Below are 23,990 nucleotides of genomic sequence, written 5' to 3'. Positions count from 1 at the left end.
ACACCCGAAACACAAACTTGCTACCTCCCAATCCTTAAGGAATGAGTTTCGGGCATCTCCCGTTTTTCTCATTCGGGATGTCATAATCCCAACCCTTTCTTCTTGGGTTTTACGATAGTTCTTGGCGGTGGACTAACGGCTAATTTCTGCCGGATTCCACGCAGGTAATCGTTCAGGTCTTTATGCCCTTTGTAGTTGTCGGAGAAGTCGCGGATGCGTCCGGCGAACTTCCTTTCCAATTCCCGATACGCCTTTCTTCCCGCCTCGTCATTGTCGAGCATGCAGTGGATACGTCCATACCCGTGCAGCACATCTATAGCTTTGGAAACATTGGCGGTCGAATTGAGGATGACGTAATCCTGCCTGTCAAGGTCGGGCAAGTTCGAGCAGTTCCTCTTCCGCAACGTGAGGAATGAAAGATAGTCCATCATGCCCTCGAATACAAGGCATTTCTCTCTCGCTTCTCCCTGTTGCCGAATATGGCTGATGTCTTTGGGTGCGACACAGCCTTTGAAAAAACGGTTACGCACTTCAAATCCTCCCGCCACATTCGGAAAACCGATGGCGAAATAGGGCTTGCCGTTATGGGTGAAGTGGAGCTCTTTACATTGCGCCTTTGCCAAAGCGATGTTTATGCCCCGTTCCTGCAAGTATCGGAGCAATGCCGGATGGGTGAGTTCGCCCACCTCCAAATGTTGGAAACTCGGTTCGGATGCCTGCTGGCGAAAAGAGAAAGATATGGGACGGATGTGTGGTGCCTGTTCCGCTATCTTGCCAAGCAGATAAGGCACATGGTCGGATGCGTACAGTACCCCTGCAAGTGCGATGATGTTACCACCTCTTCCCAGTCCATAATCGAACCACAGGTTGCGGTCGGTGTTCACCTTGAACGAGGCTTCCGTTTCCTGACGGAACGGGGATTTATACCACAGGCAGTTTCCCTGTTGCTTTACGGGCGAATAACCCAAACTTTGCAGATAGTCCGCAATTTTGATTTGTTTTGCTTCTTGGATGTTCATGATATAATTTCTATGGATTTGATGATGACTGTAAAAACGTTGATTTGATGAATGAGATATGTATTGTCCTATACGTTAATGCTTTATATTCTCAACATCTTCTCAACAAACCACTCACAAATAGAGAATCCAACAAACTGATGCTGTTTCCCTCTCAACTTTTCTTTTCGATTGTTGAGAATTTGTTGAGAGTGTATGCTGTTTATTATCAGTATGGTTATATCATTATTCATCAATTCAACAAAAAAAGAATAGTATTACAGGGATTCAAGTTGTTCCCTTGTGACGGTGTAGAAACGACCGACTCTTTTTATCGGCTCATATCGGCACTCCCGATTGTAATTGAATTGGTAAGTGGTATATGTAAGCCCGTTAGAGGCAGGAGTAAGTTTCCAACATTCCTGCAATACCTTTCTGACTTGGTGCTTCTCCACCTTTACCTGCGAATGTACCAGCAAAAGAAGAATGTCGTTGTGGCAGAACGAGAATGTGTCCGTGCCGACACTTTCCATAATGTCAAGGATAAGTTCGCACATCTCTATCTCCAATCGGTTGCGGTTGCTGCGGATAATCTTCTGCAAGGCTTCGGTATGCAGCAAAGAGGGCGCAAACCACATACGGCTTTCCTTTTCGGTGGAAAGTTGTCTGTATTGCAGGTAATACAGAAAGGCAGGTATCTCAGCTTTCAGCTTTTGCAGGAAGTCTGTGTCATCGGATTGCAGACGGTCTATCTTGCGCACCCAATAGCGTGTTTCACCTGCATCAATGATAACAGGCAGATACTCGTTGTTGGAGCATAGCACGAACTTGGCAAAGAACGCTATCTCGTCACGGTCTTTGCCTTTGGCTTCCACCTTGTAGGAAAGTGTGGTGCTGAGGTTCTTCAACCGCTCGCTGTCCTCCCTGCGGTTGAGCAATACCTCGTCCACCACGATGAGCAGTTTTCCTGCCCAGTCGGAATTGAACTGGCTGCGGAAGTCCTCGTTGGTATTGAAAGTGACATTGTTTTGAAACACAGCTTTCAGGAAGTTCAGGAATGTACTCTTGCCCGTGTTGCGTTCTTCTGATACCAACAGCAGGATAGGCAGTTTCTGCACGGGTTGCAGGTAGAGCAATTGAAGATAGTCCATGCCCAATTCATACTGTTCACCGAAGATATGGCGCACCAATGACCGGATACAGGGAAACTCGCCTTGTTGCGGACGGTGTCCTATCGGCTCGTAGAGGTTCAGGAACTTGTCCACCACGGGACGGTAGTCCACATGGTCGGGGACGGTGCAGAAGCCGTCGTACTTCGGCACGGTGGCGAGATAGTCCTTGCCGTAGTCCTGCCGCAGTGTTTCGTTGTTCCACACGATGCGCTTCTTCACATAGCCTCCGTTCAGACGGGGCTGGTTCACTAACTTGTAGAGGGTAGTACCCACACGGATAAACTCCTCATTTTCAAAGTTGCCTTGTTTCATTAGCACTTCATTTTTTTGTTTAATCAGTGCAAAACTCGGCAATTAGCGCAGAACGGATTAACAACTCACGCATACCTCACGTAAGATTTTCTTGGATTTGGCTTTATGACATACAACAAAAGCCCGAAGAAATGCCATTCTAATGGATTTTTCTTCGGGTTTGTCGTAATCGTACGTATGAATGGCAATACACCTATTCACATACTCGTATAAATACATTGTTGGCAATGGGAATACGCATAGGTCTCACTACTTCATGTCGTCATATCATTAGAACTTATGCCTGATAATTAGACATATCCCAACCATTTATACCCAGCGAAAAGAAGATATTTGTTTTCTCTTTTCGCAAGTACAGCCTTTTAAATATGGCATTGCGCACCTGTTCCGCACCGAAGCTGTCAATGCGGAAAGCAAGTGCGACTATCATCGGAAAGCTGAACACATCGGCATGATACCCGTTCTCCTGCCGAACATACTTCTGTACCTCGTATTCTTTTAATGCTCCACTGTTATAGATGTTTCTGATGGCAGAACGAAGTGTCGGAGCAATTACTCCGAACAGTTCCACCAATTCCGGCTCGCTCATCCAAATGTTTGAGACATTCTCCGGCATGATGATATTGCCGGATTCATTCACTGTTATGCTGTTTCTTCTCATACTCATGACATCGTTATTCCGTTAAACGTCTTACTCAGTTTGTCGCCGAACATGGTCAGGTCGTTGTCGAGCTTCTGCGTGGTTATCTTTGCGTAGAGTTGGGTCGTGACTATATTCGTATGTCCCAACACACGGCTTACGCTTTCAATGGGCATCCCCTTGCTCAAAGCTAATGTTGCGAAGCCATGACGACTGCAATGAAATGATATTGACTTGGTTATGCCACATTCCCTTATCATCCGTTTCAACGGTTTGCAGATAGACCAATAGTTCAAGCCGGGGAATATACGATTGTCTTTCTGCATCGGTCGGTAGCGTTCGACTATCTGCAAGGGTATATCCAGCAGCTTCACTTGGAAGGCGACTTTTGTCTTGTGGCGTTTGGACAATATCCACTTCTCGCCGTTCACCTCCACGATGTTGTCATTCGTCAGTTCCTGAATGTCCACGAATGACAAGGCGGTGAAACTGGCAAAGATGAAAATGTCACGGATGTATGCGAGCTTGCTGTCTGCAAACTCATGTGTCATGACCGCTTTCAGTTCATCCTCCGTCAGATATTCCCGTTCTTTCACATTGGGGCTGATATGAAACTGGATGAAAGGATTGCGCGGTATCAACCCGTTATAATGCGCTTTCATGACCACGCCTTTCAGCCACATACAGTTTGCCCATATCGAACCGTTCCGCAATCCGGCTTCAGTCGAGAGGTATGCGGCGAACTCCTTGATGAAATCGGGAGTAAGTTCCAACATGGACATATCGCTGCGTCTGTAAAACGACTTGATAAAGGCGGCTACATGGTTTCTTGCCCGTACACGTGCCCGATAGGTAGCCATTACCCTGTCTTTGCCTACCCGTTTCTTGAACACTTCGTTCTCACGGTCGAATGCTTTTAGCAGCGTCTCATACTCGCTGCCGATTCCCTGATAGGCGTTGCGCACCATCTCAGCCGTAACAAATGCCTCGCGGTCTGAAATGCGCTGGTAATGTTTGATGATTTGCGCCTTGATGTTGTCAAGGGCAAGGTTGATGTCTCGTGCCTCGCGGCTCTTGCCTTTCGCCTTGTTTCCTTTCACGTCCCAAAGCGTTTTCGGGATGTTCTGCTTACAACTGAACTGCGCCACAGTCCCGTTGATTGTCACTCGTCCCATGATGGGGACAATACCGTTTTTCTCCTTGCTGCCGTTCACGTAGAACAGAACCTTGAATGTGCTTCTTGCCATACTCGTTTTTTGTTTGCAAAGTTATTACTCAACGAGTTAGACCTTGATATGCCAACCTGTGCCACAAGCTGCCAAATACAACACGGTGTGTTAAAAATCACCATTCGGCGGGTAATGATTTGGAGACCGTTCTTCTTCATAAATCCGCTTTCCTTTACGTTACCTCGATTTTTCGCCTGTCCTCATTTGTCTTCGCAAACGCCTTATTGACAGGCATTACGAAGACATTTGTCCCTTTTTATTCGTCTTTTCCAGAGATTTTTCGTAACTTTGCTAACAAAGAACAACTAAATGATAACGATATGGCATCAGCAACATTAAACTCCAAACCAGTACAGATGATTGTCACACTGGAAGACAATGCGCTCATAGCCGACATCAAAAAGGCTTTGAAACTATTACGAGGTGTAGCCTCTGTACGAATGGCCAACCTCAAAGATGACGAGACCATCACACCCGCCATGCACCGCTCTATAAACAAGGCGCGTCGCGAGTATGCCAATGGCGAGACCATTTCATGTAGTACACCAGAAGAAATGCAACGATATTTCGACAACCTATGATCTACACTATTGAGTATTCCAAAGAGGCTGACAAGACACTACGTAAGTGGAAAAAATGACCGCATTATATACGACATCTACGACGACCGCGTATCAGTACTGATAATCCAAGCAGAAGAACACTACAACGACAAATAATCATCACACTCCCTCATTACATCAACGAGTAATATTGTTTTCTCAAAATAAAGTATCATAGTATCATTCTGTCCTCCAATTACACCCCTAAGACCTTATATACTAACGATTTGACCAAATGATACTTTTCTGAATGTTTTACAGAAAAGTATCATTGAAGTATCACAGAAGTATCATAGAACATGGAAACAAGAGCATAAAAGTGACGGCCACACAGCATCCTCATTGAAGCCTACGGGCTAATCCATTGAATCCTAAATCACGGGCTAATTCTTTGATAAGCCAAATCACAATCATCGGCAAAGACAACAAAAACGTCACGAAATGGGCAAGCAGCGTGCCCATGTGGGGCAAGCACGTTGCCCAACCGGGGCAAGCACCTTGCCCCATGTGGGCACGGGTGATGCTCAAAAGATGCCCAAAAACACTTTAATACTCATCCTGACCTACCCAAAGGATAACCCATCCTAAACTCAAACCCATCCTAACCTTCCCAAAGGGAAGGAACATATTACTCCGGATATTGACACCAGCACCACATAACCTAAAACCCAGCACCACCTAATAACTTAAGCCCCCCCTAGCCTCCCCCGAAGGGGAGGGACAGTCACTATTGCTGCTGACAAACCGTTGATAATCAGATGACTACTGACGATAAATCAGACGACTACTAACGAAAATCATGTAGCCAATGGTATCCGTCCCTCCCCTTCGGGGGAGGCTAGGTGGGGGCTGAGGTTAATATTCTGAGTAACTTGTTCCTTCCCTTGGGGAAGGTTAGGATGGGTTATCCTTCGGGGGAGGCTAGGTGGGGGCTGAAAACAATTAGCTGTAGTAGCCTGTTCCTTCCCTTGGGGAAGGTTAGGATGGGTTATTCTTTAAACCATCCAGACAATAACCAGATGGTTTTTGCGCGTACTAAAATGCGGAAGTATCTGTAATTCAGACACTTCCGCACTTACGACCAGATGGTTGACAATTTTATTCAAAAATTGTCTTTATCTTTGATTTAACCCAAATCGGTCATTAGACCGTTTGAGGTTTATAACTGAGCCAGCTCTACTACCTTGTCTACAGCGGCAGAAAGACCGTCGACGTTCTTTCCTCCCGCTGTGGCGAAGTGAGGCTGACCGCCACCGCCACCCTGAATCAGTTTGGCAGCCTCGCGGATAACCTTACCGGCATTGAAACCGCGGTCGCTGACGAGGTCGTCGGTAGCCATAACGGTGAGCAACGGCTTGTTGTCATGCTTGCTACCGATAACACAGAGCATATTCTCCGGCTGTGCGGCACGGAGCTTGAAGGCGAGGTCTTTGGCTGCCTCTGGAGTCATCGGCAACACGCAGGTAACGACCTTCACGCCGCCAACCTCACGAGCCTGCTGCAAAAGACGCTCCTTGGCACGCTCCACTGCCTCAGCCTGGAACTTCTCTATGCTCTTCTTCATAGCCTCGTGCTCCTCGATGTATTTGCCTATTACGGTCTGCAAGTCCTTGGCATTATGGAAGAGAGCCTTGATAGCCTTCATGCCGTCCTCCAGGTCATACATCATCTGCTCGCAGGCAGCGCCTGTCTTAGCCTCGATACGACGGATGCCGGCGGCAACGCTGCTCTCGGAAACGATCTTCAGCATACCGATGCGACCGGTGCTGTGGGCGTGGATACCACCACAGAACTCAACACTCGGACCAAACTGCACCACGCGGACCCTGTCGCCGTATTTCTCACCGAACAATGCTATAGCTCCGAGCTGCTTAGCCTCCTCTATCGGCACGTTGCGATGATCCTGCAACGGGATGTCCTGACGGATCATATCGTTGACGATACGCTCAACCTGACGGATTTCCTCGTCGGTTACCTTCTGGAAATGAGCGAAGTCGAAACGCAATGTGTCTGGCGACACGAATGATCCCTTCTGCTCCACGTGGTCGCCGAGCACCTGCTTGAGGGCATAGTCGAGAAGGTGGGTTGCAGTATGGTTGGCTGCACTCGCCTCACGCTTGTCGGTATCCACACAAGCCATGAATTCTGCCTCTACGCTCTTTGGCAGAGCCTTCACGATATGCACAGACTGGTTGTTCTCACGTTTGGTGTCGGTGATGGTGATGGTCTCCTCCTCGTTTACGAGGACACCGGTGTCGCCCACCTGACCTCCCATCTCGCCATAGAAAGGAGTGTTGTCGAGAACGAGCTCAAAGTATGTGTTCTTCTTCTGCGTCACCTTGCGGTAGCGCAGGATGTGACATTCATATTCAGTATAGTCATAGCCCACGAACTGCTGCTCGCCCGGACGAACCTCAATCCAGTCGCCGTTTTCCACAGCTGCCGCATTGCGGGCACGCTCCTTCTGCTTCTGCATCTCTACGTCAAACTGCTTCTCGTCTACGGTGACGCCGCTCTCACGACAGATAAGCTCGGTGAGGTCGAGTGGGAATCCGTAGGTGTCGAATAGGCGGAACGCCTGTGTGCCGTCGAGCTCTGTCTTGCCGGCAGCCTTCACAGCCCCGATGGCGCTGCTGAGCATGTTGATACCGTTGGAGAGTGTGCGCAGGAACGACTCCTCCTCCTCTTTTATCACCTTGGTGATGAGTTCGCGCTGGGCAGAAAGCTCCGGGAATGCTCCGCCCATCTCCTGTACCAATACCGGCACGAGACGGAAGAGGAACGACTCCTTCTGACCCAGGAAGGTGTAGGCATAACGCACAGCACGACGAAGGATGCGGCGGATGACGTATCCAGCCTTGGCGTTGCTTGGCAGCTGACCGTCGGCAATGGAGAATGCCACGGCACGGAGGTGGTCGGCAACGACACGCATAGCCACGTCAACTTCCTCTGTCTCGCCGTATTTCAGACCAGAGAGAGTGCTGATTTCCTTTATGATAGGCTGGAAGATGTCGGTGTCGTAGTTAGAATGCTTGCCCTGCAGGGCGCGCACGAGTCGCTCGAAGCCCATACCGGTATCGATGACGTGCATTGGCAGTGGTTCGAGAGAACCGTCGGCCTTGCGGTTGAACTGCATGAACACGATGTTCCAGATCTCAATCACCTGTGGGTCGTCCTTGTTTACGAGTTCGCGTCCCGGTGTCTTTGCCTTCTCCTCCGGAGTGCGGGAGTCGAGATGAATCTCAGAGCATGGACCGCAAGGGCCTGTGTCGCCCATCTCCCAGAAGTTGTCGTGCTTGTTGCCATTGATGATATGGTCGGCAGGCACATGCTTGAGCCAGAAGCCGGCTGCCTCATCGTCGCGAGCGAGTCCCTCCTCGGGAGAGCCCTCGAATACTGTGACGTAGAGGTCGTTTGGATCGAGATGAATCACGTCGACGAGGTATTCCCATGCGTAGTCGATGGCGCCCTCCTTGAAGTAGTCGCCGAAGCTCCAGTTGCCGAGCATCTCAAACATGGTGTGGTGGTAGGTATCGTGGCCCACTTCCTCGAGGTCGTTGTGCTTACCGCTAACGCGCAGACACTTCTGTGTGTCGGCACGACGGCGTGGCTCCGGCTCGCGGGTGCCGAGGATAATGTCTTTCCACTGGTTCATACCTGCATTGGTGAACATCAGCGTAGGGTCGTCTTTGATGACCATTGGCGCTGACGGTACAATAACGTGTCCTTTCGACTCGAAGAATTTCTTGAATGAGTCGCGGATTTCATTTGCTGTCATCATCGTATTCTTGTTTCTTTAATAATATTTCTTTTTGACTCTGTTGCTAAGGGCACAGGAAAAGGGCAATGATATTGCCGGGTGTGCTTGCCCATGCCTCTTACCTATTGATATAATCGGCAAAATTAAAAAAAATATGATAAACAGCCAAATTATTTGTTATCCTTGTGTTTTTTAGCGTGTTATAAGCCACGGATGTTGACGAAACAGAAGAAAATTATTATCTTTGCCGAAGAAAGTATATGATATGGCACTTAACACGGAAAAGAAACTGAAACTGTATTACTCCATCAAGGAGGTGGCAGAGATGCTGGGCGTCTCTGAAAGCATGTTGCGCTTCTGGGAGAAGGAAATTCCGATGATAAAACCCAAGACCACGGGCAACAATATCCGACAGTATACGGAACAGGACATCGAGAACATCAAGGTGGTGTACAACCTGGTGAAGGTGCGTGGCTTCAAGCTTGCCGCCGCCCGCAAGATGCTGAAGGAACAGAAGAATGCCGTAAGCTCCGACACCAAGGTGCTGGAGACGCTCATAAAGCTGCGCGACCAGCTGCAGGAGATGAAAAAGCAGTTCGACTACCTTACGTAATGACGGTTTTAACCCAAAACGGGCATTAGGAATCAGCAGAATAAGTTACGGATTACTATTAAGGAAAAAAAGAAATAGAAAACAAGTAGGGACGATCGGGCTCGAACCGATGACCTCTGCAATGTGACTGCAGCGCTCTAAACCAACTGGGCTACGCCCCTGTGTTTCTATTACCGGCACAAAAGTACACTATTTATTCGAACCGACAAAATAATTTGCACTTTTTATACTTTCACGATAAACTATCAGAATTATTTTTCTTGTTAGAATACAAAAGCTCTGAAATTGTAGAAACAAAACAATTCGCAGGTTCTATCATTGTTGCCACTTCCTCTTCAGAAACATCATAATTACAATTATAATCTGCTTTTTTTCGAAGTTGTTCCATACGAGAGAAGAAGCTACCTAATGACACATCGACAATTTTTGTTTTCACAAAATGTAAGCCAAACAAAGATAAAGTTCCTTCATGGGTGTGTGCCGAAAAACCATATTCCAACAATAATGCTTGGGCAGCATGAAAGCATGAATAATAAAATCTGTTAGCAGCCAAATCCCAAAACTTCATACCCACCATCTGCCTTGCCTCTTCCAGAAAACGGATAGATTTATCCATTCTCAACTTAACCATATACTGGCGTTCACAATCGGTTAATCCCATAACAAAATTCCATCTCGTTGAACATTCTTATAAAAGGGGGTCATTTTATTGCTATCCCATTCTTTCTGAGTATACATCACAGGTGAAATATTTTCGCCGATTTCCCATCCCAACGAAGTCAGCGGAAAAGTTATAGTGTCATAATCAGAAGGTTCCAACACGTCTTTATTCAATATGACCAAAATATCCCAATCACTTCCTGGGTGCGCTGTGCCACGCGCTTGCGAACCGAAGAGAAATGCTTTTCCTCCCATCGGCATATTATTCTTCAAGCTACGACGAATATCATCTAATATTGTATTATTGTCCATACGCCCAATCATAATATCACAATTCAATGCACAAATATACGAAGAAATATAAAACAATCAAAGAAAGTATCAAAAAAAATGCCAAGCCCACTGAAGGACTTGGCATATATTCTATCTGTCGGAAACGACAGATTTGGGTTCAATTGATTCGCTGATTACTTAACGAACTTCTTGCCGTTCTGGATAGCGATACCCTTGAAGTCAGAGCTTACGCGCTGACCAGCGAGGTTGTAGATAGGAGCGTTAGCGTCTGCCTCTGGAGCAACAACGTTGCTGATGCCATTAACATCACCGTTAGTGTCGAAAGCAAGACCGCAAAGCATGATCTTAGAACCAGATACCCAGAAGAAGTATGTGTTGCCTGGCTCAACGTCGTAAGCGAGAGCTGCGTAAACGTCAGCGTCTGTAGCCTGCTCTGCGGCCAGACCACCGTCAGCAGTGATGTACTGTCCCCATACGTCTGTAGCGTAATCGCCCATAGCAGCGAAGTCGAGCTCCTCAGCCTCGATAACTGAGTTAGGAACCTTGGCTGTCCAGATCTTCTTTTTACAACCATACTTAGCTGCAACATAAACCTTACCAGCAACAGCTGGAGTGAACTCTATGTGAGCAGATGTAGAACCAGCCTTGTCCAAAGAAGCGTCAACACCATTAGTACCACCCTGGATGTAAGCATTAGAGAAAGTCTTGCCCTGTGACACGAAAGTCTCAGCTGTAGTAGGATCGCTCTTTACTGTCCAGTTTTGACCACCGTCGAGAAGAACAACCTTGGCGTTCTGAATCTCTGTAGCAACAACTGTAGGCTCACCTGCGTTAGCAACTACTTGATCAACAGTAGCTGTAGAAGGAACTGCATTCCACTGACCCTGTGCGTTAGCACATACTGCCATAAACATAGCAGCTACGAAAAGTAAACTCTTTTTCATAATTTGTTTTGTTTTTAAGTTATTAATAAAATTGATCGTTTGGTTCAAGTCCATCGCTGGATTTATGATATCCAGCAATGAACTCGGATTATTATCACATTGTCGTTATATATTCAGATCACCAGCCTTCACAGCCTTGATGGTGTAGCGCTTGGCAGAGCTTGTGGCATTGAACTTGAACTTTGAGCTGAGAGAGGTATAGACTGTAAGGTCGTTACCATCTATCACTCCACCTGTATTTCTTGCTGCTGCAGCAGAACCGTTTCCGAATGTGTAACGGTTTTCACCAGCCTTGGCAACGTTGAACACAGCCTCCTGGTCCATTTTCAAAGTAGCGGAAGCTATCTTGACTGTAATTGCCTGAGTATTTTCAGCCTCAAACTTGCTGATTGTAACAACTACATCTGAAGCTTTCTCGTTTCCGTCTTCGTCAAACATAGAACCATTGAAAGTTCCACCTACGAGAACAGATGCATCGGTGTGTGTCACTGGGTCATCATCATCGTCGCATGCAGCGAATGTGAGCGAGAAGAGAACACCAAGCATCAAAAACAATATACTTTTCAGTTTCATTTTCTTTTCTGTTTTAATTCGGTTAATAATGAAGCAGGATTATTCTGCATCGCTTTCCTCTGCTGTGCTATATGTACGGAAGCCAGGGTTCTGGTCGGCAGCAGTGATACCTGAGTTGATCTGTATCTCGTTCTCTGGAATTGGACGCAGCCATTTGATCTGACCGTCGTTACCTGTCATGTTGGCAACAGAAAGACCGCAATAGGTAGTGTTATAACGAACGAGCTGATGGGTGCGGCGCAGGTCCATCCAACGGTAATATTCACCGAGAGTCTCACGCATACGCTCGTCGAGGATGACATCCAGCTTGTTGATGGTCAATCCGTAGCTGTCGGTCTGTCCGAATGACACGTATCCACCGGCATCATTGTAGCCCCAGTCGTAGCGTTTGTAGTCGCTGAATGAACCAAGATAAGAAGCGTGCGAACGAGTACGAACGGCGTTGAGATACTTCAGCGAATTAGCATCGTCACCCATCATAAGGTAAGCCTCTGCAGCAACGAGATAAATCTCGCTTGCATTCAGAACCACAACATCACGGTAGTCACCGCCCGACTGTTTGCAGTCGCTGGTAGTGTTCTTGTCGTCGAACTTGCGTACTGGAGGCAGACATCCGATCTTCTGGATTGCAGAAGAGAATGGCTGTGTGTAAGTGGCAGAGTTCTTTGCATCGTAAGAACCGTTTGCGGCATAAGCCTTGCAAGTGGAGTTCTCAGCAACCTTGAACACCTTGGTAGTGCTCTTCATACCAGTGGTAACGAACTGAGAAGCGTGGGCTGTGCAATAAGCCTCAATCTCAGAATCCTCAGTATACCATGGGAAATACTTGAATGCGATAGAGAGCTTTGCCTTCTCGTCATCATTTGCATTGTAGTATGCCCAATAGCCCTGCTTGCTCCAGTTGCTTTCATTTCCGTCATAACCATATACTGTAGTCATGAAAGTTCCTTCGAAGCGGTCGTCGCCCTTGTCGAAAGCGTAGTAAACACGCTCTGTAGGACAGAGGTCGCTCTTCACGCCCTTCACACCCAGAGTGTTTGAACCCATATAGAGAGCAAAGTTGTGCTGCTGGTCGTGACCACCCGTCACCTTGTCGGATGAAGTGGCACGGTCGTACTGGATTGAGAACAGAGTCTCGGCGTTGGTGCCCTTCTCGTTGTTGTCGAAGTCCCATTTCTTGTCGAATGACTGTGTCAAAGGAACTGCATCTGCAACCTCAGAAGCATATTTTGCAGCCTCAGCGAAATACTCGGTGCTGTTCACTGTGTATGTACCGTTCTTTGCATCATTGACAGTTGTCTGCAAGTCCCATCCTGCAGCGAGGTAAACCTTGGCAAGAAGAGCCTTGGCACCGATAACGCTGGCACGTCCTCTGGCATCCTTCTCAGAACTTACGCTCTCGAGATTGCCGTTTGCGATGATTTCCTTCAGGTCAGCAATGACGTTGGCATAAACCGTAGCGAGGTCTGTGCGAGGATAGTTTGTGCTTGCCGACTCAATATAGTCGGTGATGTATGGCACTGCACCGAACTGCTGTGTAAGGATGTAATAGCAATAGTCGCGCACGAAACGAGCCTGGTCGTTCAGCTTGGCGTCCTTGCAATACTTCAACACACAGTTGGCATAGTTGATGGCAGCATATGTGTTTTTATAAAGATTTGTAACATCCTCGTTGTCTGAAGAATACTGATACGACTGCAATACAGGAGCCGATGCATTCTGTCCAACGGTGTAGAGGTCTGTACCCTGACAGAACACCTTAGGATCGCTGTATACATCACGCAGAGCATAATATGCATTGTTAAGCTGCTGGTTCCAACCTGAGATGTCAGAGAACTGGCTTTCAGGTGTTACAGTACTTTTATTGTCTGTATCCAAGAAATCAGAACAGCTGGACAAACCAGCCACCGTGGCCAATCCGAGGGCAGACATTATGATAAACTTTTTCATTTTGCTTCTTTGTTTAAAATGTTATTAGAACTTAATGCTTGCACCGATCTGATATGTCACTGTGCTTGGACCATCATTCTTCTTGGCTGCATCAGCCCACTCAGGATCGAATCCCTTGTACTTCGTGAATACGAATGGGTTTGTAATGTTAACATAAAGACGGAGATACTGGCAGCCCCATGAAGAGAGCAACTTCTTTGGGAATGTGTAGCCAAGAGTGATGTTCTTGACCTTCCAGTAAGAAATCTTGTCTACTGCGAGAGCATTGTAAACGTTCTTCTCATAAGATGCAGAACCGGCACCGTTGTTGGTGATAGAGCTGTTTGTGAATGGGAATGAACCATAGTGAGTGGTCTCCTGGTATACAGGGTTGATGTATGTACCATCAGCATTCACACCGTCGCAGTCGATAAGTGTTCCAGCAGGGATGTAGTAATCCATTGCTATCTTGTTCCATCCACGGTAAGCATAATCGTATGTGTCAGCCAATGTGTTTGAGTATACCGTGAAGTTCTGCTTTGTATAGATAGAGAATGAGAAATCCCAATCCTTATACTGCAAAGTAGAAGAGATGTTGCCTGTCCACGAAGGATCCTGGCAACCGAGAATCATCTTGTCGTCAGCGTTGATCACGCCATTACCGTCGTTATCCTTGATGATAGGCATACCCTCTGACCAACCGTATACCTTGTGGTAGTAGTCGCAAGAGCGAACCTGGTCACCAGGTGTGAAACCTGCATTAACAGCAGCATCGTTGTTAGGAACCGTGATGTTCTTGTCTGAAACGACGCCATCCCACTTGTACAGGTAGAGAGAGTTCATTGGAGAACCTACGAACAAAGAAGATGTGATTGGATTGTCAGAATCGATGATCTTGTTCTCGCCGTTGATCTTCTTCACCTTGTTGATGTTGCGGGCGAAGTTGAAGCTTGTGGTCCAGTACCAGTCTTTGGTCTGGATGTTCACTGTGTTCAGGGCGAACTCGATACCACGGTTCTGAACCTCACCAACGTTGTCCCAAAGTTTGCCACCACCAGAAACCAATGGAAGGTATCTCTCATAGAGCAGGTCTTTAGATGTCTTAGAATAGAGGTCGATAGATCCGTTGATTCTGTTGTTGAGGAATCCGTAGTCGATACCGAAGTTGGTTTCATAAGATTTCTCCCACTTCAAGTCAGCGTTGATGACACCGCTTGGGTAATAGCCGTTGGCAACTACTGAACCGAAAGCATAGATGTTTGGACCAGAAACGCCAACTGAGTTATAATGTCCGCACACGGTGTTGTTACCAGTCACACCATAGCTCAAACGAAGCTTCAAGTTGTCGATCCATGAGATGTTCTTCATGAAGTCCTCCTCAGATATGCGCCATGCAAGAGCTGCTGATGGGAACCATCCCCAGCGAGAGTCTTTCAGGAACTTTGAAGAACCGTCGGTACGTACTGTACCTGTGAACATATACTTGCCTTTGTAAGAATAGTTCAGACGCAAAGCGTAAGACATCATTGTCTCTTCCCAGTATGCTGTACCGGTGCCGATACCACTATCCTTCGGGTCCTTCTCAAAAATAGTACCTGTATACATATTGTACCACTTTGTACCTGTCATGATAGAAGTGGCATCAGCAGATGTTCTGCCGACCTGGCTGTACATTCTGTCGGAAGAAGTCATAGAGAACAATCCCATAGCACTCAGAGAGTGGTCGCCGAAGGTCTTGTTGAAGTCAATCTGGTTGTCCCAAGTCCAGTCCTTGCGGGTGTACTCCTCGTGAGAAGAAGTCTCAGTACGAGAACCGCTCGAAGCTGTATACTCACCAGTGCGTGAGTTCACGTAGTTTGGAGAGAATGTGGTCTTGAATGACAACCACTCAACCGGTTTCAACTGCACGTAAATGTTACCAAGCACACGGAAGGTGTTTGACTCCTTTGAGTCGTCACGCAGATAGATGAGAGGGTTAACGGTATCAGTGAACTGATTTGCCTTTGTTCCCATTGACTCAAAGTTACCCGGCTTCACGTTGAAGCTGCCGTCAGAAGCGTAAGGACGAGCGAACGGCACCTGACGGAACGCATCCTTTACGGCATCATCTGAAGCCAACTGGTTTTCTGTGTAAGCGAGGTTCAGGGTGAAACCTGCAGAGAGATATTTGTTGATCTTGCTGTCAACACTACCCTTCATGTTGTAGCGGTTCTGGAGGTCGTTCTTGTATACTCCCTCCTCACGGTTGTAACCTACTCCAAAATGATAGTGTGTATTCTTTGAAGAACCGTTTACGGCGAGGAAATGGTTCTGCTTCTGACCGTCCTGTGTCACGAGGTCTGGCCAGTTGTAGCCCTCACCGTTGTTCAGCATGTTTTTCAGTACAGAAGTGCCGTCCTCTGTATCGGCAAGCATACCCTGCAGGAAGTCCTGCTGGGTCATCTTCCATGTTGGCTGGGCAACGGTAGCGATACCGTTTGCCACCTGTCCTGAAGAGAGGAACTGAGAGAAACGCCACTTGTAGAACTGGTCGGCGTTCATATAGTCAGGCATACGGGCAATCTTTGAAACGCCATAGTATCCGTCGTATGAGATAGAAACTTTCTCCTCGCTCTTTCCGGCGAGAGAAGAACCGCTCTTTGTAGTAACGATAACTACACCGGCTGTGGCACGTGAACCGAAGATAGCTGTAGATGAAGCATCCTTCAAGATGTCCATACGCTCGATGTCCTGAGTGTTCAAGAAGCCGATGTCCTCGCAGATAACGCCGTCGACAACATAGATAGGCTTTGAAGTACCCTGGATAGAAGACTTACCACGGATCTGGATGTTGAAGTCAGAACCTGCACGTCCGGTAGCCTGTGTAATCTGTGCGCCAGGAACAGAACCCTGCAATGCCTCCATTGCACTTGTAGTACCCTTGGCAGCAAGTTTTGCACCATCAGCAGAAGATACAGAACCAGTGAGGTCGCTCTTCTTCATCGTACCGTAACCTACAACGACAACCTCATCGAGCTGAGCATTGTCTTCCTGCAATACGATATTGATCGTTGAAGAGTTTCCGAGAGTAATGGTCTGCTCTTTGTAACCAATGTAGGAAATCTTTACTTTTGAAGAAGGAGATGCATTGGGGATAGAGAAATTACCATCGATGTCGGTGATGGAACCTGGTTTGCCATCGACAAACACAGTAACACCAATCAATGGCTCTCCACTTGCATCCTTCACTGTACCCGTGACCGTCTTCTGGGCAAATGCCGTAAGACAAACCATAGGCAATACTGAAGCCGTCAAGGCTCTTCTGAATTGTAAATGCATAAATGTTATTTTTTGATTTATTAGTTAGTAGCAATCTCCTTGTAGTGTACCAGTCTGTGTGCTTCCCGAGCACATTTCCTACACATATTATAATATGTGGGGCAGTAGTTGTTTCATCTTCTTTTCTGGCACCCCTGTGCCGTTTCCGTTATGGAACGGTATAGTTTGTTTCGGTGCAAATATATATAGTTTTCTTTAAAACGCAAAACTTTAGCAAAAGTTTTTTATTTTTAAGACTAAGATTTAACTTTAATCGGCCATCTGAAACTGGCTGGCAATAAAGAAAATTCTATTGCTGTCAGACTCAGATGGCCGATATCATCAGTTTAATGTATGACCGATACCATCAGTTTAATGGTATATGTGCAAAATTTCTTTTAATCAGACATTCGGTATCCAACCGCCATTCTGTCTGAAAACATTCTCAAGCGTCACCTTTGCCGCCTCTTTCCTGGTGAGCTGGCGTGTCCATGCCGCACGTTCTTTCGTTGCCGCTCCCTCGCCATGGTTGTTATACTCGCAGTAGCGTGCAGTCGTCTCATTCTGCGTATTGCTCCAGTTGTGCCATCCTACGGGCAGGATATGCTTGCCGAGCTGACAGTTCATGAACAGGGTGTGGGCGTAGGGACGCCACGGACGACCGAGATATACCTTGCTGACTCCCTCTGCTGCTACAATCTTGCAGCGGTTGAACACATAACCGTATTCCACGTTCTGCGGAGTGGAAGCGGCGGTGATGTAGGAGTCGGTACGGCTCAGGATGGTGCAGTTTTCAAACCATGCCGTTGACGGACCGAAGATGAAGTCTGTGGTTCCCTCGATGTGGCAGTCTTTGAAATAGAGGCGTGTGTTAATGCCTCCTGTATATACCGTGTCTTGGTTGCCGAGGATGCGGCAGTTCACAAACGTGAGGCGGTCGCCCTGAGTGTGGAGCGCCACTGCCTGGCCGAGTCGTGCTGCGTTGTTTTCTATCGTGATGTTGCGGAATGTTATGTCATTGCCGTCCACCCGCACGGTGTAGGTGCGAAAAGTACCCATCTTGCGGTCGGTGCCGGGAATGAACACATTGGCATGGTCGTCGTAGGTTATTATGGTATTGTCTCTGTCCTCGCCGCATATCTCAATATTGGTGAGCCATGACGGCACGATGAGTTTTTCCTTGTAGGTGCCTTTCTTCACGAATATCACCTTGTGGTATTCCATGAATGCCCTGCACACCTCAATGGCATCGTCGATATTGCGGAACTCTGCCGTTCCGTCGCGAGCCACGAAGAGTGTGTCGGGATTGTCGTATTTGTTTGCCGCATTGACAGCCAGCGTTCCCGCAAGAGCGAGAACAAGGGATAGAAGTAATTTTCTCATTTTGATTGATCAGTTTTAAATTAGTAGTTTATCCAGAAAGTTATCCTGGAAACCATAAACGTCCATTATGCCGACGTTGGAATTATGGTTACCAGGATACTGATATAGTTCTATTATCCGAAAACCCGGGAGTTGGGTATATTGCATCAAACCGTCTGGTTCACTTCCTGCACACCATTGATGGTCTTCAGTCCGTTCATCACAGTCTCCACATCGCTGCGGTCGTGGATAAGCAGTTCGAAAACTCCGGCAAAGATGCCTTCATCGCACGAAATGGTGAGCTTGTGGATATTCACGTCGAACTGGTCTGAGATGACCTTCGTCACCTCGTTGAGCATACCGATACGGTCGATACCCTTCACCGATATGGTGGCATCGAAGAGCAACTGACGCTTCATGTCCCATTTGGCGTCGAGAATCCTGTTGCCATAGCTTGACTTGAGCTTAGAAGCCACCTTGCAGGAGCGTTTGTGTATCTCGATGTGGTTCTTGCCGTCGATGAATCCAAGCACGTCATCGCCCGGAATAGGATGACAGCATGGTTTGAAGATGTATGTATTGATATTGTTGTCGGTGATGAAAATCGGTTTCTTGCGGTTGAAATTCTCAGGCACGACTGCATAGCCCTTGGAAGTAGCACTCTGCTGTTTCTCTACATCGTCTTTTTTCTTGCCAAGGAACGGCACATACTTGCGCCATCCACGGGAAGTCTCACTCTTCTTGTTGTTCTTGCCCTGCAGTTCGTCGAGGTCCTGGTCGCCCAGAATGATGGTCTTGTCGCCCAATGCCTGGAGCAGCTGCTCGTGTTTCTCCACTTCATGCAGAGCGCAGAGTTTGTCCATCACGGCGAAGGTGAGTTCCATAGAATTGCGTTTGAGGAACTCGTCGAGTATCTCCTCGCCGCGCTTCTGCACTTCCCTACCCTCTCGGCGCAGGATTCCCTGAATCTTGGTCTTCGCCTTTGCAGTAGACACAAAGTTTATCCACGACGGCTGCACATGCTGAGAGTTTGAGGTGAGAATCTCCACCTGGTCGCCACTTTTGAGCTTATGGCTGAGAGGCACGAGCTTGTGGTTCACCTTGGCTCCGATACAATGGCTTCCGAGGAAGGTATGGATCTGGAAGGCGAAATCGAGGGCCGTGCATCCAGCCGGCATAGTCTTGATTTCTCCCTTCGGAGTGAACACGAAGATTTCTGATGCGAAGAGGTTCAGTTTTATGGTGTCGAGGAAGTCCATGGCGTCTGGCTGCGGGTCGTCGAGGATTTCCTTGATGGTGCGCAGCCAGTTGTTCAGCTCGCCCTCATCTTCAGAGATTTCCTTGGCTCCATTGCCGTCAACTCCGTCTTTGTATTTCCAGTGTGCGGCGAAGCCCTGCTCCGCCATCTCGTCCATGCGCTCCGAACGGATCTGCACTTCTATCCATTTTCCCATGTTGCTCATCAGAGTGACATGGATTGCCTGATAGCCGTTTGCCTTGGGGTGGTTAACCCAGTCGCGCAGACGGTCGGGATGTGATTTGTATATCTTGTTGAGTGCAACATAGATGCGGAAGCATTCGTCCACCTCCTCGTCTTTGTCTTTCGGCTTGAAAATAATTCTTACGGCAAGGATGTCGTAAATCTGGTCGAACGACACGTTTTTCTGCATCATCTTGTTCCAGATGGAGAACGGACTCTTCACTCGAGCCTTGATGGTGTATTCGATGCCCATCTTGTCGAGTGTCTCACGGATAGGTTTCGTGAAATTGTCGAAGAGGGTGTCGCGTGATGCCTGAGTGCTGGCGAGCTTCTCTTCTATCTGCGCATATTTCTCCGGGTGTTCGAACTTGAAACTGAGGTTCTCCAGCTCTGTCTTGATATTGTTCAGTCCGAGACGGTTGGCGAGCGGCGCATATATATATAAGGTCTCGCCGGCAATCTTGTAGCGTTTGTTTGGCGGTTGTCCGTCGAGCGTACGCATGTTGTGCAGACGGTCGCAAATCTTGATGAGGATGACACGGATGTCATCGCTCATCATCAGAAGCAGTTTCTTGAAGTTCTCTGCCTGTGCCGATGCCTGAGAACCGAAGATTCCTCCTGAAATCTTGGTCAGTCCGTCTACTATCTGGGCGATTTTCGGACCGAACATGTTCTGGATGTCCTCCACCGTATAGTCGGTGTCTTCCACCACGTCGTGGAGCAGTGCCGCACTGATACTCGTTGACCCGAGTCCCATCTCCGAGCATGCTATCTGTGCCACCGCTATGGGGTGCATGATGTATGGCTCGCCGGAGAGTCGGCGCACTCCCTTGTGGGCCTGACGTGCGAAGTTGAAAGCCTTCGTTATGATATCCACTTTCTTTCTGTGGCGCGATGCGAGATAACTGTCGAGCAGATGCTTGAAGGCATCATCTACCATTTTAGCATCAGCAGCCTCTCGCTCCTGGTCTGTAAGTTTCTGTTCACCCATGATAATACGATTTTAAGAGTTAACGGTTGTATGCTGTTATCACTTCACCTTTATCTTCTTGCCGGCACGTATGTTGCTGCCCTTTATACCGTTGAGCTTGCGCAGCTTGCCCACGGTGGTGTGGTTTCTCTCGGCTATCTCGGAGAGAGTGTCACCGTTTCTCACTGTCACGCTCTTGCCTCCACGGCCCTTCTTGCCTTTCTTGCCTTTAGACTTCTTAGATGAGCGACCGTATCCTTTCTTCGAAGAGGTACGCTTCGAAGATGTGTAGCGGGGCTGTGTCTGCTCGTCCACCTCAACGAGAGAACGGCGTGTGAAGAGCTGGTCAGCCTGGTAGTTGCTGATGGAGTCTTCATTGCTGATGAACGAATTGACCACCGAAATAGGCAGGCGCAGCACTGATGGCTTGGAGTTGCCGTTCACGATGTCGCGGCGATACTGCGGATTGAGCGCACGAAGTTCTTCGAGGTTCACTCCACACATGTCGGCAATCTGCTTCAGGTGTATGTCGCGAGTCACCACCACTGTATCGGTCTTTGCCGGCAATGTGGTGCGCATCGGACAAATGTTGTGTTCACAATAATAGTTCATCACATAGTTTGCTGCGATGAATGCAGGCACGTATCCCTTTGTCTCACGCGGCAGATATGGATAAATCTTCCAATAGTCGGCCTCTCCGCCTGCTCTTTGCATCGCCTTGCGCACATTCTGCGGTCCGCAGTTGTATGCAGCGATTACGAGACTCCAGTCGCCATAGATTTTATATAGGTCGCGCAGATAGCGTGCTGCAGCATAGGATGCCTTCACAGGGTCGCGACGCTCGTCAACGAGAGAGTTTATCTCCAGTCCATACTGCTTGCCGGTGGATGGCATGAACTGCCACAGTCCGGCAGCTCCCACTCTGGATGTAGCCTTAGGGTTGAGTGCCGATTCTATAACCGGCAGGTATTTCAATTCCAGTGGAATGTCGTATGCCGAGAGGGCATCCTCGAATATCGGCATATAGAAATTCGATGCTCCGAGCATATAGCTCACCGAACGGCGCAGACGACCGGTGTAGCGGTCGATGAATTTCTGCACGATGTCGTTGTATGGCATCTCCATGATATTCGGCAGACGCTTCAGACGGTCTACGTAGACCTCCGGCTCATAGGTACGGTTTTCGTCTCGGTAGTTGCAGTCGTCGTCCACCTTCAGGTATTTCTGTGAGTAATACTCCTGCAGGAGGTCGTCAAACTCAGTGCCCATAGACTCAGGCACGTCGATCACTTCTTCACGGCCATCCTTGTCTTTCACTGTTATCTCATTGTCATTTACATCTTGTGCGAACATCTGTAACCCGCTGCCCAACAGCAGAGATGCCGCCAATACTATAACTTTGTTTTTAAATATCATTACTTAATCAAATTGTTTCTTTTTTTAATTCATACATCGTGCAGCGCAAACCGGCTCATTAGAAATTGAGCGAGCACTGCAGTCCGAGCGCCGACGACTTCAGTGGATTTGCCGAACGGCGGTCGTTCATCACCGAAGGTTCTATCTTCAGGCTCAGGTCCTTGGATATGTCAAACTGCGACAGCGACGCATCCACGTATGCGTCGATTACAGAGAGAGCGTAGACACCTATCATGCAGAAAATGCTCAGGTCGCGGTATTTGCGGTAGTAGTCCTTCCTGCGCTTGAAGAGATTCTGATATCGCTCTTTGTTTTCATCCGTTATCTGCATTCCGAGATGCAGGAATTGGTTGTAGCTCTGCGTATTGGGGTCGTCGTCCATGATGTCCATATATGCCTGCGAATAATCGCGGAACATCTGGTTGTTCCACCTCCATGCATAGATACAGCCGAGGAATCCGCCGTATACGATAGGCAGTTTCCAGTATTTACGGTTATACACCTGTCCGGCTCCCGGCAGCACTATGGCAAGCCACATGGCACGCTTGGGATCAGGGCTCCATGTCGCCCAGTCACGCTTTGCCTTTTTCTGCTTCACGCCTACAGAGTCCACCTTATTTAATATATATATGGAATCTGCATTCAACATAGATACTGTATCCACAGCCACGGCACCCCCCGCCGCACTCAGCAACGAGTCTGGCACAACCGTCGGCTGCGTTGCCGATGGTGTTTGCTGTTTCTCCGTCTCTGCGGCATTCACGGCAAGCATCGTCCATGCTGCCACGAGGCACATCATCATTCTATGAATGTTGCTCAACACTTCACGTTCCGCTTTTAGTCGTTCATTTTGTCGAGCGCCGCCATGATGCGCTCCAGTTCATCGGCATTGGCAAACGGGATGCTTATCTTTCCTTTTCCCTTTGGCGAACAGGTCATCTGCACCTTTGTGGAGAAGAACGAAGAGAGCCGTTCCTTCAGGGCGTTGAACTCCTCCGGGAGCTGTGTCTTCGAGGCTATCACCTTTTTGCCCACCGTCACGTCTTCGCCGCTGTTGAGCTGCTTGGCTATCTCCTCCACCTTTCTTACGGAGTATCCGTTTTTCTGTATTTCCTTGAACACCTTGATCTGAAGCGACGGCGAGTCGATAGACAACAGCGCACGCGCATGTCCCATGTCGATTTCCTTTTTCTGCAATGCCATCTGCACCTGTGCGGGCAACTTCAGCAGTCTGAGGTAGTTGGTTATCGCCGTGCGGCTCTTGCCCACTCGCTCCGACACCTTCTCCTGTGTCATTCCTGAGTTTGAGAGCAGGTGTTCGTATGCCAGAGCAATCTCAATGGCGTTGAGGTCCTCTCGCTGTATGTTCTCCACGAGCGCCATCTCCATGACGTTCTCGTCTTTTATCGTGCGTATATATGCCGGTATGGCTGTCAGCCCAGCTATCTGAGAGGCTCTCCAGCGGCGCTCTCCGGCAATGATCTGGTATCTGTCCTCAGCCACCTGTCTGAGTGTGATTGGCTGTATGATACCGATTTCACGGATGCTGTTGGCAAGTTCCTGAAGCGCTTCCTCGTCGAATTCCCGACGTGGCTGGTTAGGGTTTGCCTCAATCTGGTCTATTTCAATTTCGTTTATCGTAGAACTGCCCTGCGGACGCACGTCGTCGGTTGAAATCAGTGCGTCGAGTCCGCGTCCGAGTGCGCTGTATCTCTTGTGTACTCCCATTATCTCGTTGC

The 23,990-nt window shown here is 48.2% G+C and carries 18 protein-coding genes and 1 tRNA gene; 2 read left to right on the top strand and 17 right to left on the bottom strand.

Annotated features, from left to right (window positions below):
• Nucleotides 1-80: 80 nt before the first annotated feature.
• From ACDC99_RS01250 to ACDC99_RS01235, 4 genes are all read right to left on the bottom strand, one after another.
• The gene (locus tag ACDC99_RS01250) at nt 81-1,019 is read right to left on the bottom strand and encodes a toprim domain-containing protein (RefSeq protein WP_005775883.1); all 939 of its coding nucleotides are present in this window, start codon (nt 1,017-1,019) and stop codon (nt 81-83) included.
• Between the two features lie 257 nt (nt 1,020-1,276).
• A complete protein-coding gene (locus ACDC99_RS01245) occupies nt 1,277-2,482 on the bottom strand; it encodes a primase-helicase family protein (RefSeq protein WP_004328112.1) in 1,206 nt (401 codons plus the stop codon).
• A 277-nt stretch (nt 2,483-2,759) separates the two neighbouring features.
• Nucleotides 2,760-3,149: a hypothetical protein gene (locus ACDC99_RS01240; protein WP_004328110.1), complete on the bottom strand. Its 390-nt coding sequence runs from the start codon at nt 3,147-3,149 to the stop codon at nt 2,760-2,762.
• A complete protein-coding gene (locus ACDC99_RS01235; protein ID WP_005775881.1) occupies nt 3,146-4,369 on the bottom strand; it encodes a site-specific integrase in 1,224 nt (407 codons plus the stop codon). Before ACDC99_RS01235 ends, ACDC99_RS01240 begins: the two co-directional genes overlap by 4 nt.
• A 302-nt stretch (nt 4,370-4,671) precedes the next feature.
• On the opposite strand from ACDC99_RS01235, the gene ACDC99_RS01230 reads away from it, so the two are divergent.
• Nucleotides 4,672-4,932, top strand: coding sequence for a hypothetical protein (locus ACDC99_RS01230; RefSeq protein WP_156139307.1), 261 nt, complete (start codon nt 4,672-4,674; stop codon nt 4,930-4,932).
• Between the two features lie 1,180 nt (nt 4,933-6,112).
• Here the strand turns inward: ACDC99_RS01230 and alaS are convergent.
• Nucleotides 6,113-8,734, bottom strand: a complete 2,622-nt coding sequence (gene alaS / locus ACDC99_RS01225; protein WP_370755462.1) for an alanine--tRNA ligase — start codon at nt 8,732-8,734, stop codon at nt 6,113-6,115.
• A 244-nt stretch (nt 8,735-8,978) separates the two neighbouring features.
• On the opposite strand from alaS, the gene ACDC99_RS01220 reads away from it, so the two are divergent.
• Nucleotides 8,979-9,326: a MerR family transcriptional regulator gene (locus tag ACDC99_RS01220; RefSeq protein ID WP_042519326.1), complete on the top strand. Its 348-nt coding sequence runs from the start codon at nt 8,979-8,981 to the stop codon at nt 9,324-9,326.
• A gap of 86 nt (nt 9,327-9,412) precedes the next feature.
• Here ACDC99_RS01220 and ACDC99_RS01215 read toward each other — a convergent pair.
• The 12 genes from ACDC99_RS01215 to ACDC99_RS01160 all read right to left on the bottom strand — a co-directional run bounded on the left by ACDC99_RS01215 (nt 9,413) and on the right by ACDC99_RS01160 (nt 23,979).
• Nucleotides 9,413-9,487 (bottom strand) — tRNA-Val (locus tag ACDC99_RS01215).
• A gap of 71 nt (nt 9,488-9,558) precedes the next feature.
• Nucleotides 9,559-9,987: a HEPN domain-containing protein gene (locus ACDC99_RS01210; protein WP_370755460.1), complete on the bottom strand. Its 429-nt coding sequence runs from the start codon at nt 9,985-9,987 to the stop codon at nt 9,559-9,561.
• Nucleotides 9,978-10,298: a nucleotidyltransferase domain-containing protein gene (locus ACDC99_RS01205; protein ID WP_042519364.1), complete on the bottom strand. Its 321-nt coding sequence runs from the start codon at nt 10,296-10,298 to the stop codon at nt 9,978-9,980. Before ACDC99_RS01205 ends, ACDC99_RS01210 begins: the two co-directional genes overlap by 10 nt.
• 155 nt (nt 10,299-10,453) lie before the next feature.
• Entirely contained in the window at nt 10,454-11,224 is a 771-nt protein-coding gene (locus ACDC99_RS01200; protein ID WP_278840027.1) for a hypothetical protein, read from the bottom strand.
• A gap of 105 nt (nt 11,225-11,329) precedes the next feature.
• Nucleotides 11,330-11,797, bottom strand: a complete 468-nt coding sequence (locus ACDC99_RS01195) for a hypothetical protein (protein WP_156136914.1) — start codon at nt 11,795-11,797, stop codon at nt 11,330-11,332.
• 39 nt (nt 11,798-11,836) lie between these two features.
• On the bottom strand, nt 11,837-13,747 hold the full coding sequence (locus tag ACDC99_RS01190; protein WP_370755457.1) for a RagB/SusD family nutrient uptake outer membrane protein: 1,911 nt from the start codon (nt 13,745-13,747) through the stop codon (nt 11,837-11,839).
• A gap of 24 nt (nt 13,748-13,771) precedes the next feature.
• Nucleotides 13,772-17,044, bottom strand: a complete 3,273-nt coding sequence (locus ACDC99_RS01185; RefSeq protein ID WP_042519322.1) for a SusC/RagA family TonB-linked outer membrane protein — start codon at nt 17,042-17,044, stop codon at nt 13,772-13,774.
• A gap of 381 nt (nt 17,045-17,425) precedes the next feature.
• Nucleotides 17,426-18,406 carry a pectinesterase family protein gene (locus tag ACDC99_RS01180; protein ID WP_287073591.1) on the bottom strand — a complete coding sequence of 327 codons (981 nt, stop codon included), beginning with the start codon at nt 18,404-18,406 and terminating at the stop codon, nt 17,426-17,428.
• A gap of 146 nt (nt 18,407-18,552) precedes the next feature.
• Nucleotides 18,553-20,856 (bottom strand): RelA/SpoT family protein, encoded by a 2,304-nt coding sequence (locus ACDC99_RS01175; protein ID WP_370755455.1) that lies wholly within the window; start codon nt 20,854-20,856, stop codon nt 18,553-18,555.
• A gap of 39 nt (nt 20,857-20,895) precedes the next feature.
• Nucleotides 20,896-22,251 (bottom strand): lytic transglycosylase domain-containing protein, encoded by a 1,356-nt coding sequence (locus ACDC99_RS01170; RefSeq protein ID WP_022317210.1) that lies wholly within the window; start codon nt 22,249-22,251, stop codon nt 20,896-20,898.
• Between the two features lie 58 nt (nt 22,252-22,309).
• On the bottom strand, nt 22,310-23,023 hold the full coding sequence (locus ACDC99_RS01165) for a DUF5683 domain-containing protein (protein ID WP_370756895.1): 714 nt from the start codon (nt 23,021-23,023) through the stop codon (nt 22,310-22,312).
• A gap of 65 nt (nt 23,024-23,088) precedes the next feature.
• Nucleotides 23,089-23,979, bottom strand: coding sequence for a ParB/RepB/Spo0J family partition protein (locus ACDC99_RS01160; RefSeq protein ID WP_022317208.1), 891 nt, complete (start codon nt 23,977-23,979; stop codon nt 23,089-23,091).
• Nucleotides 23,980-23,990: the final 11 nt, after the last annotated feature.

The sequence above is a fragment of the Prevotella pectinovora genome, from assembly GCF_041323955.1.
In the GTDB taxonomy this organism is placed as follows: Bacteria; Bacteroidota; Bacteroidia; order Bacteroidales; family Bacteroidaceae; genus Prevotella; species Prevotella pectinovora.
This window is presented reverse-complemented; position numbering and strand designations above follow the sequence as displayed.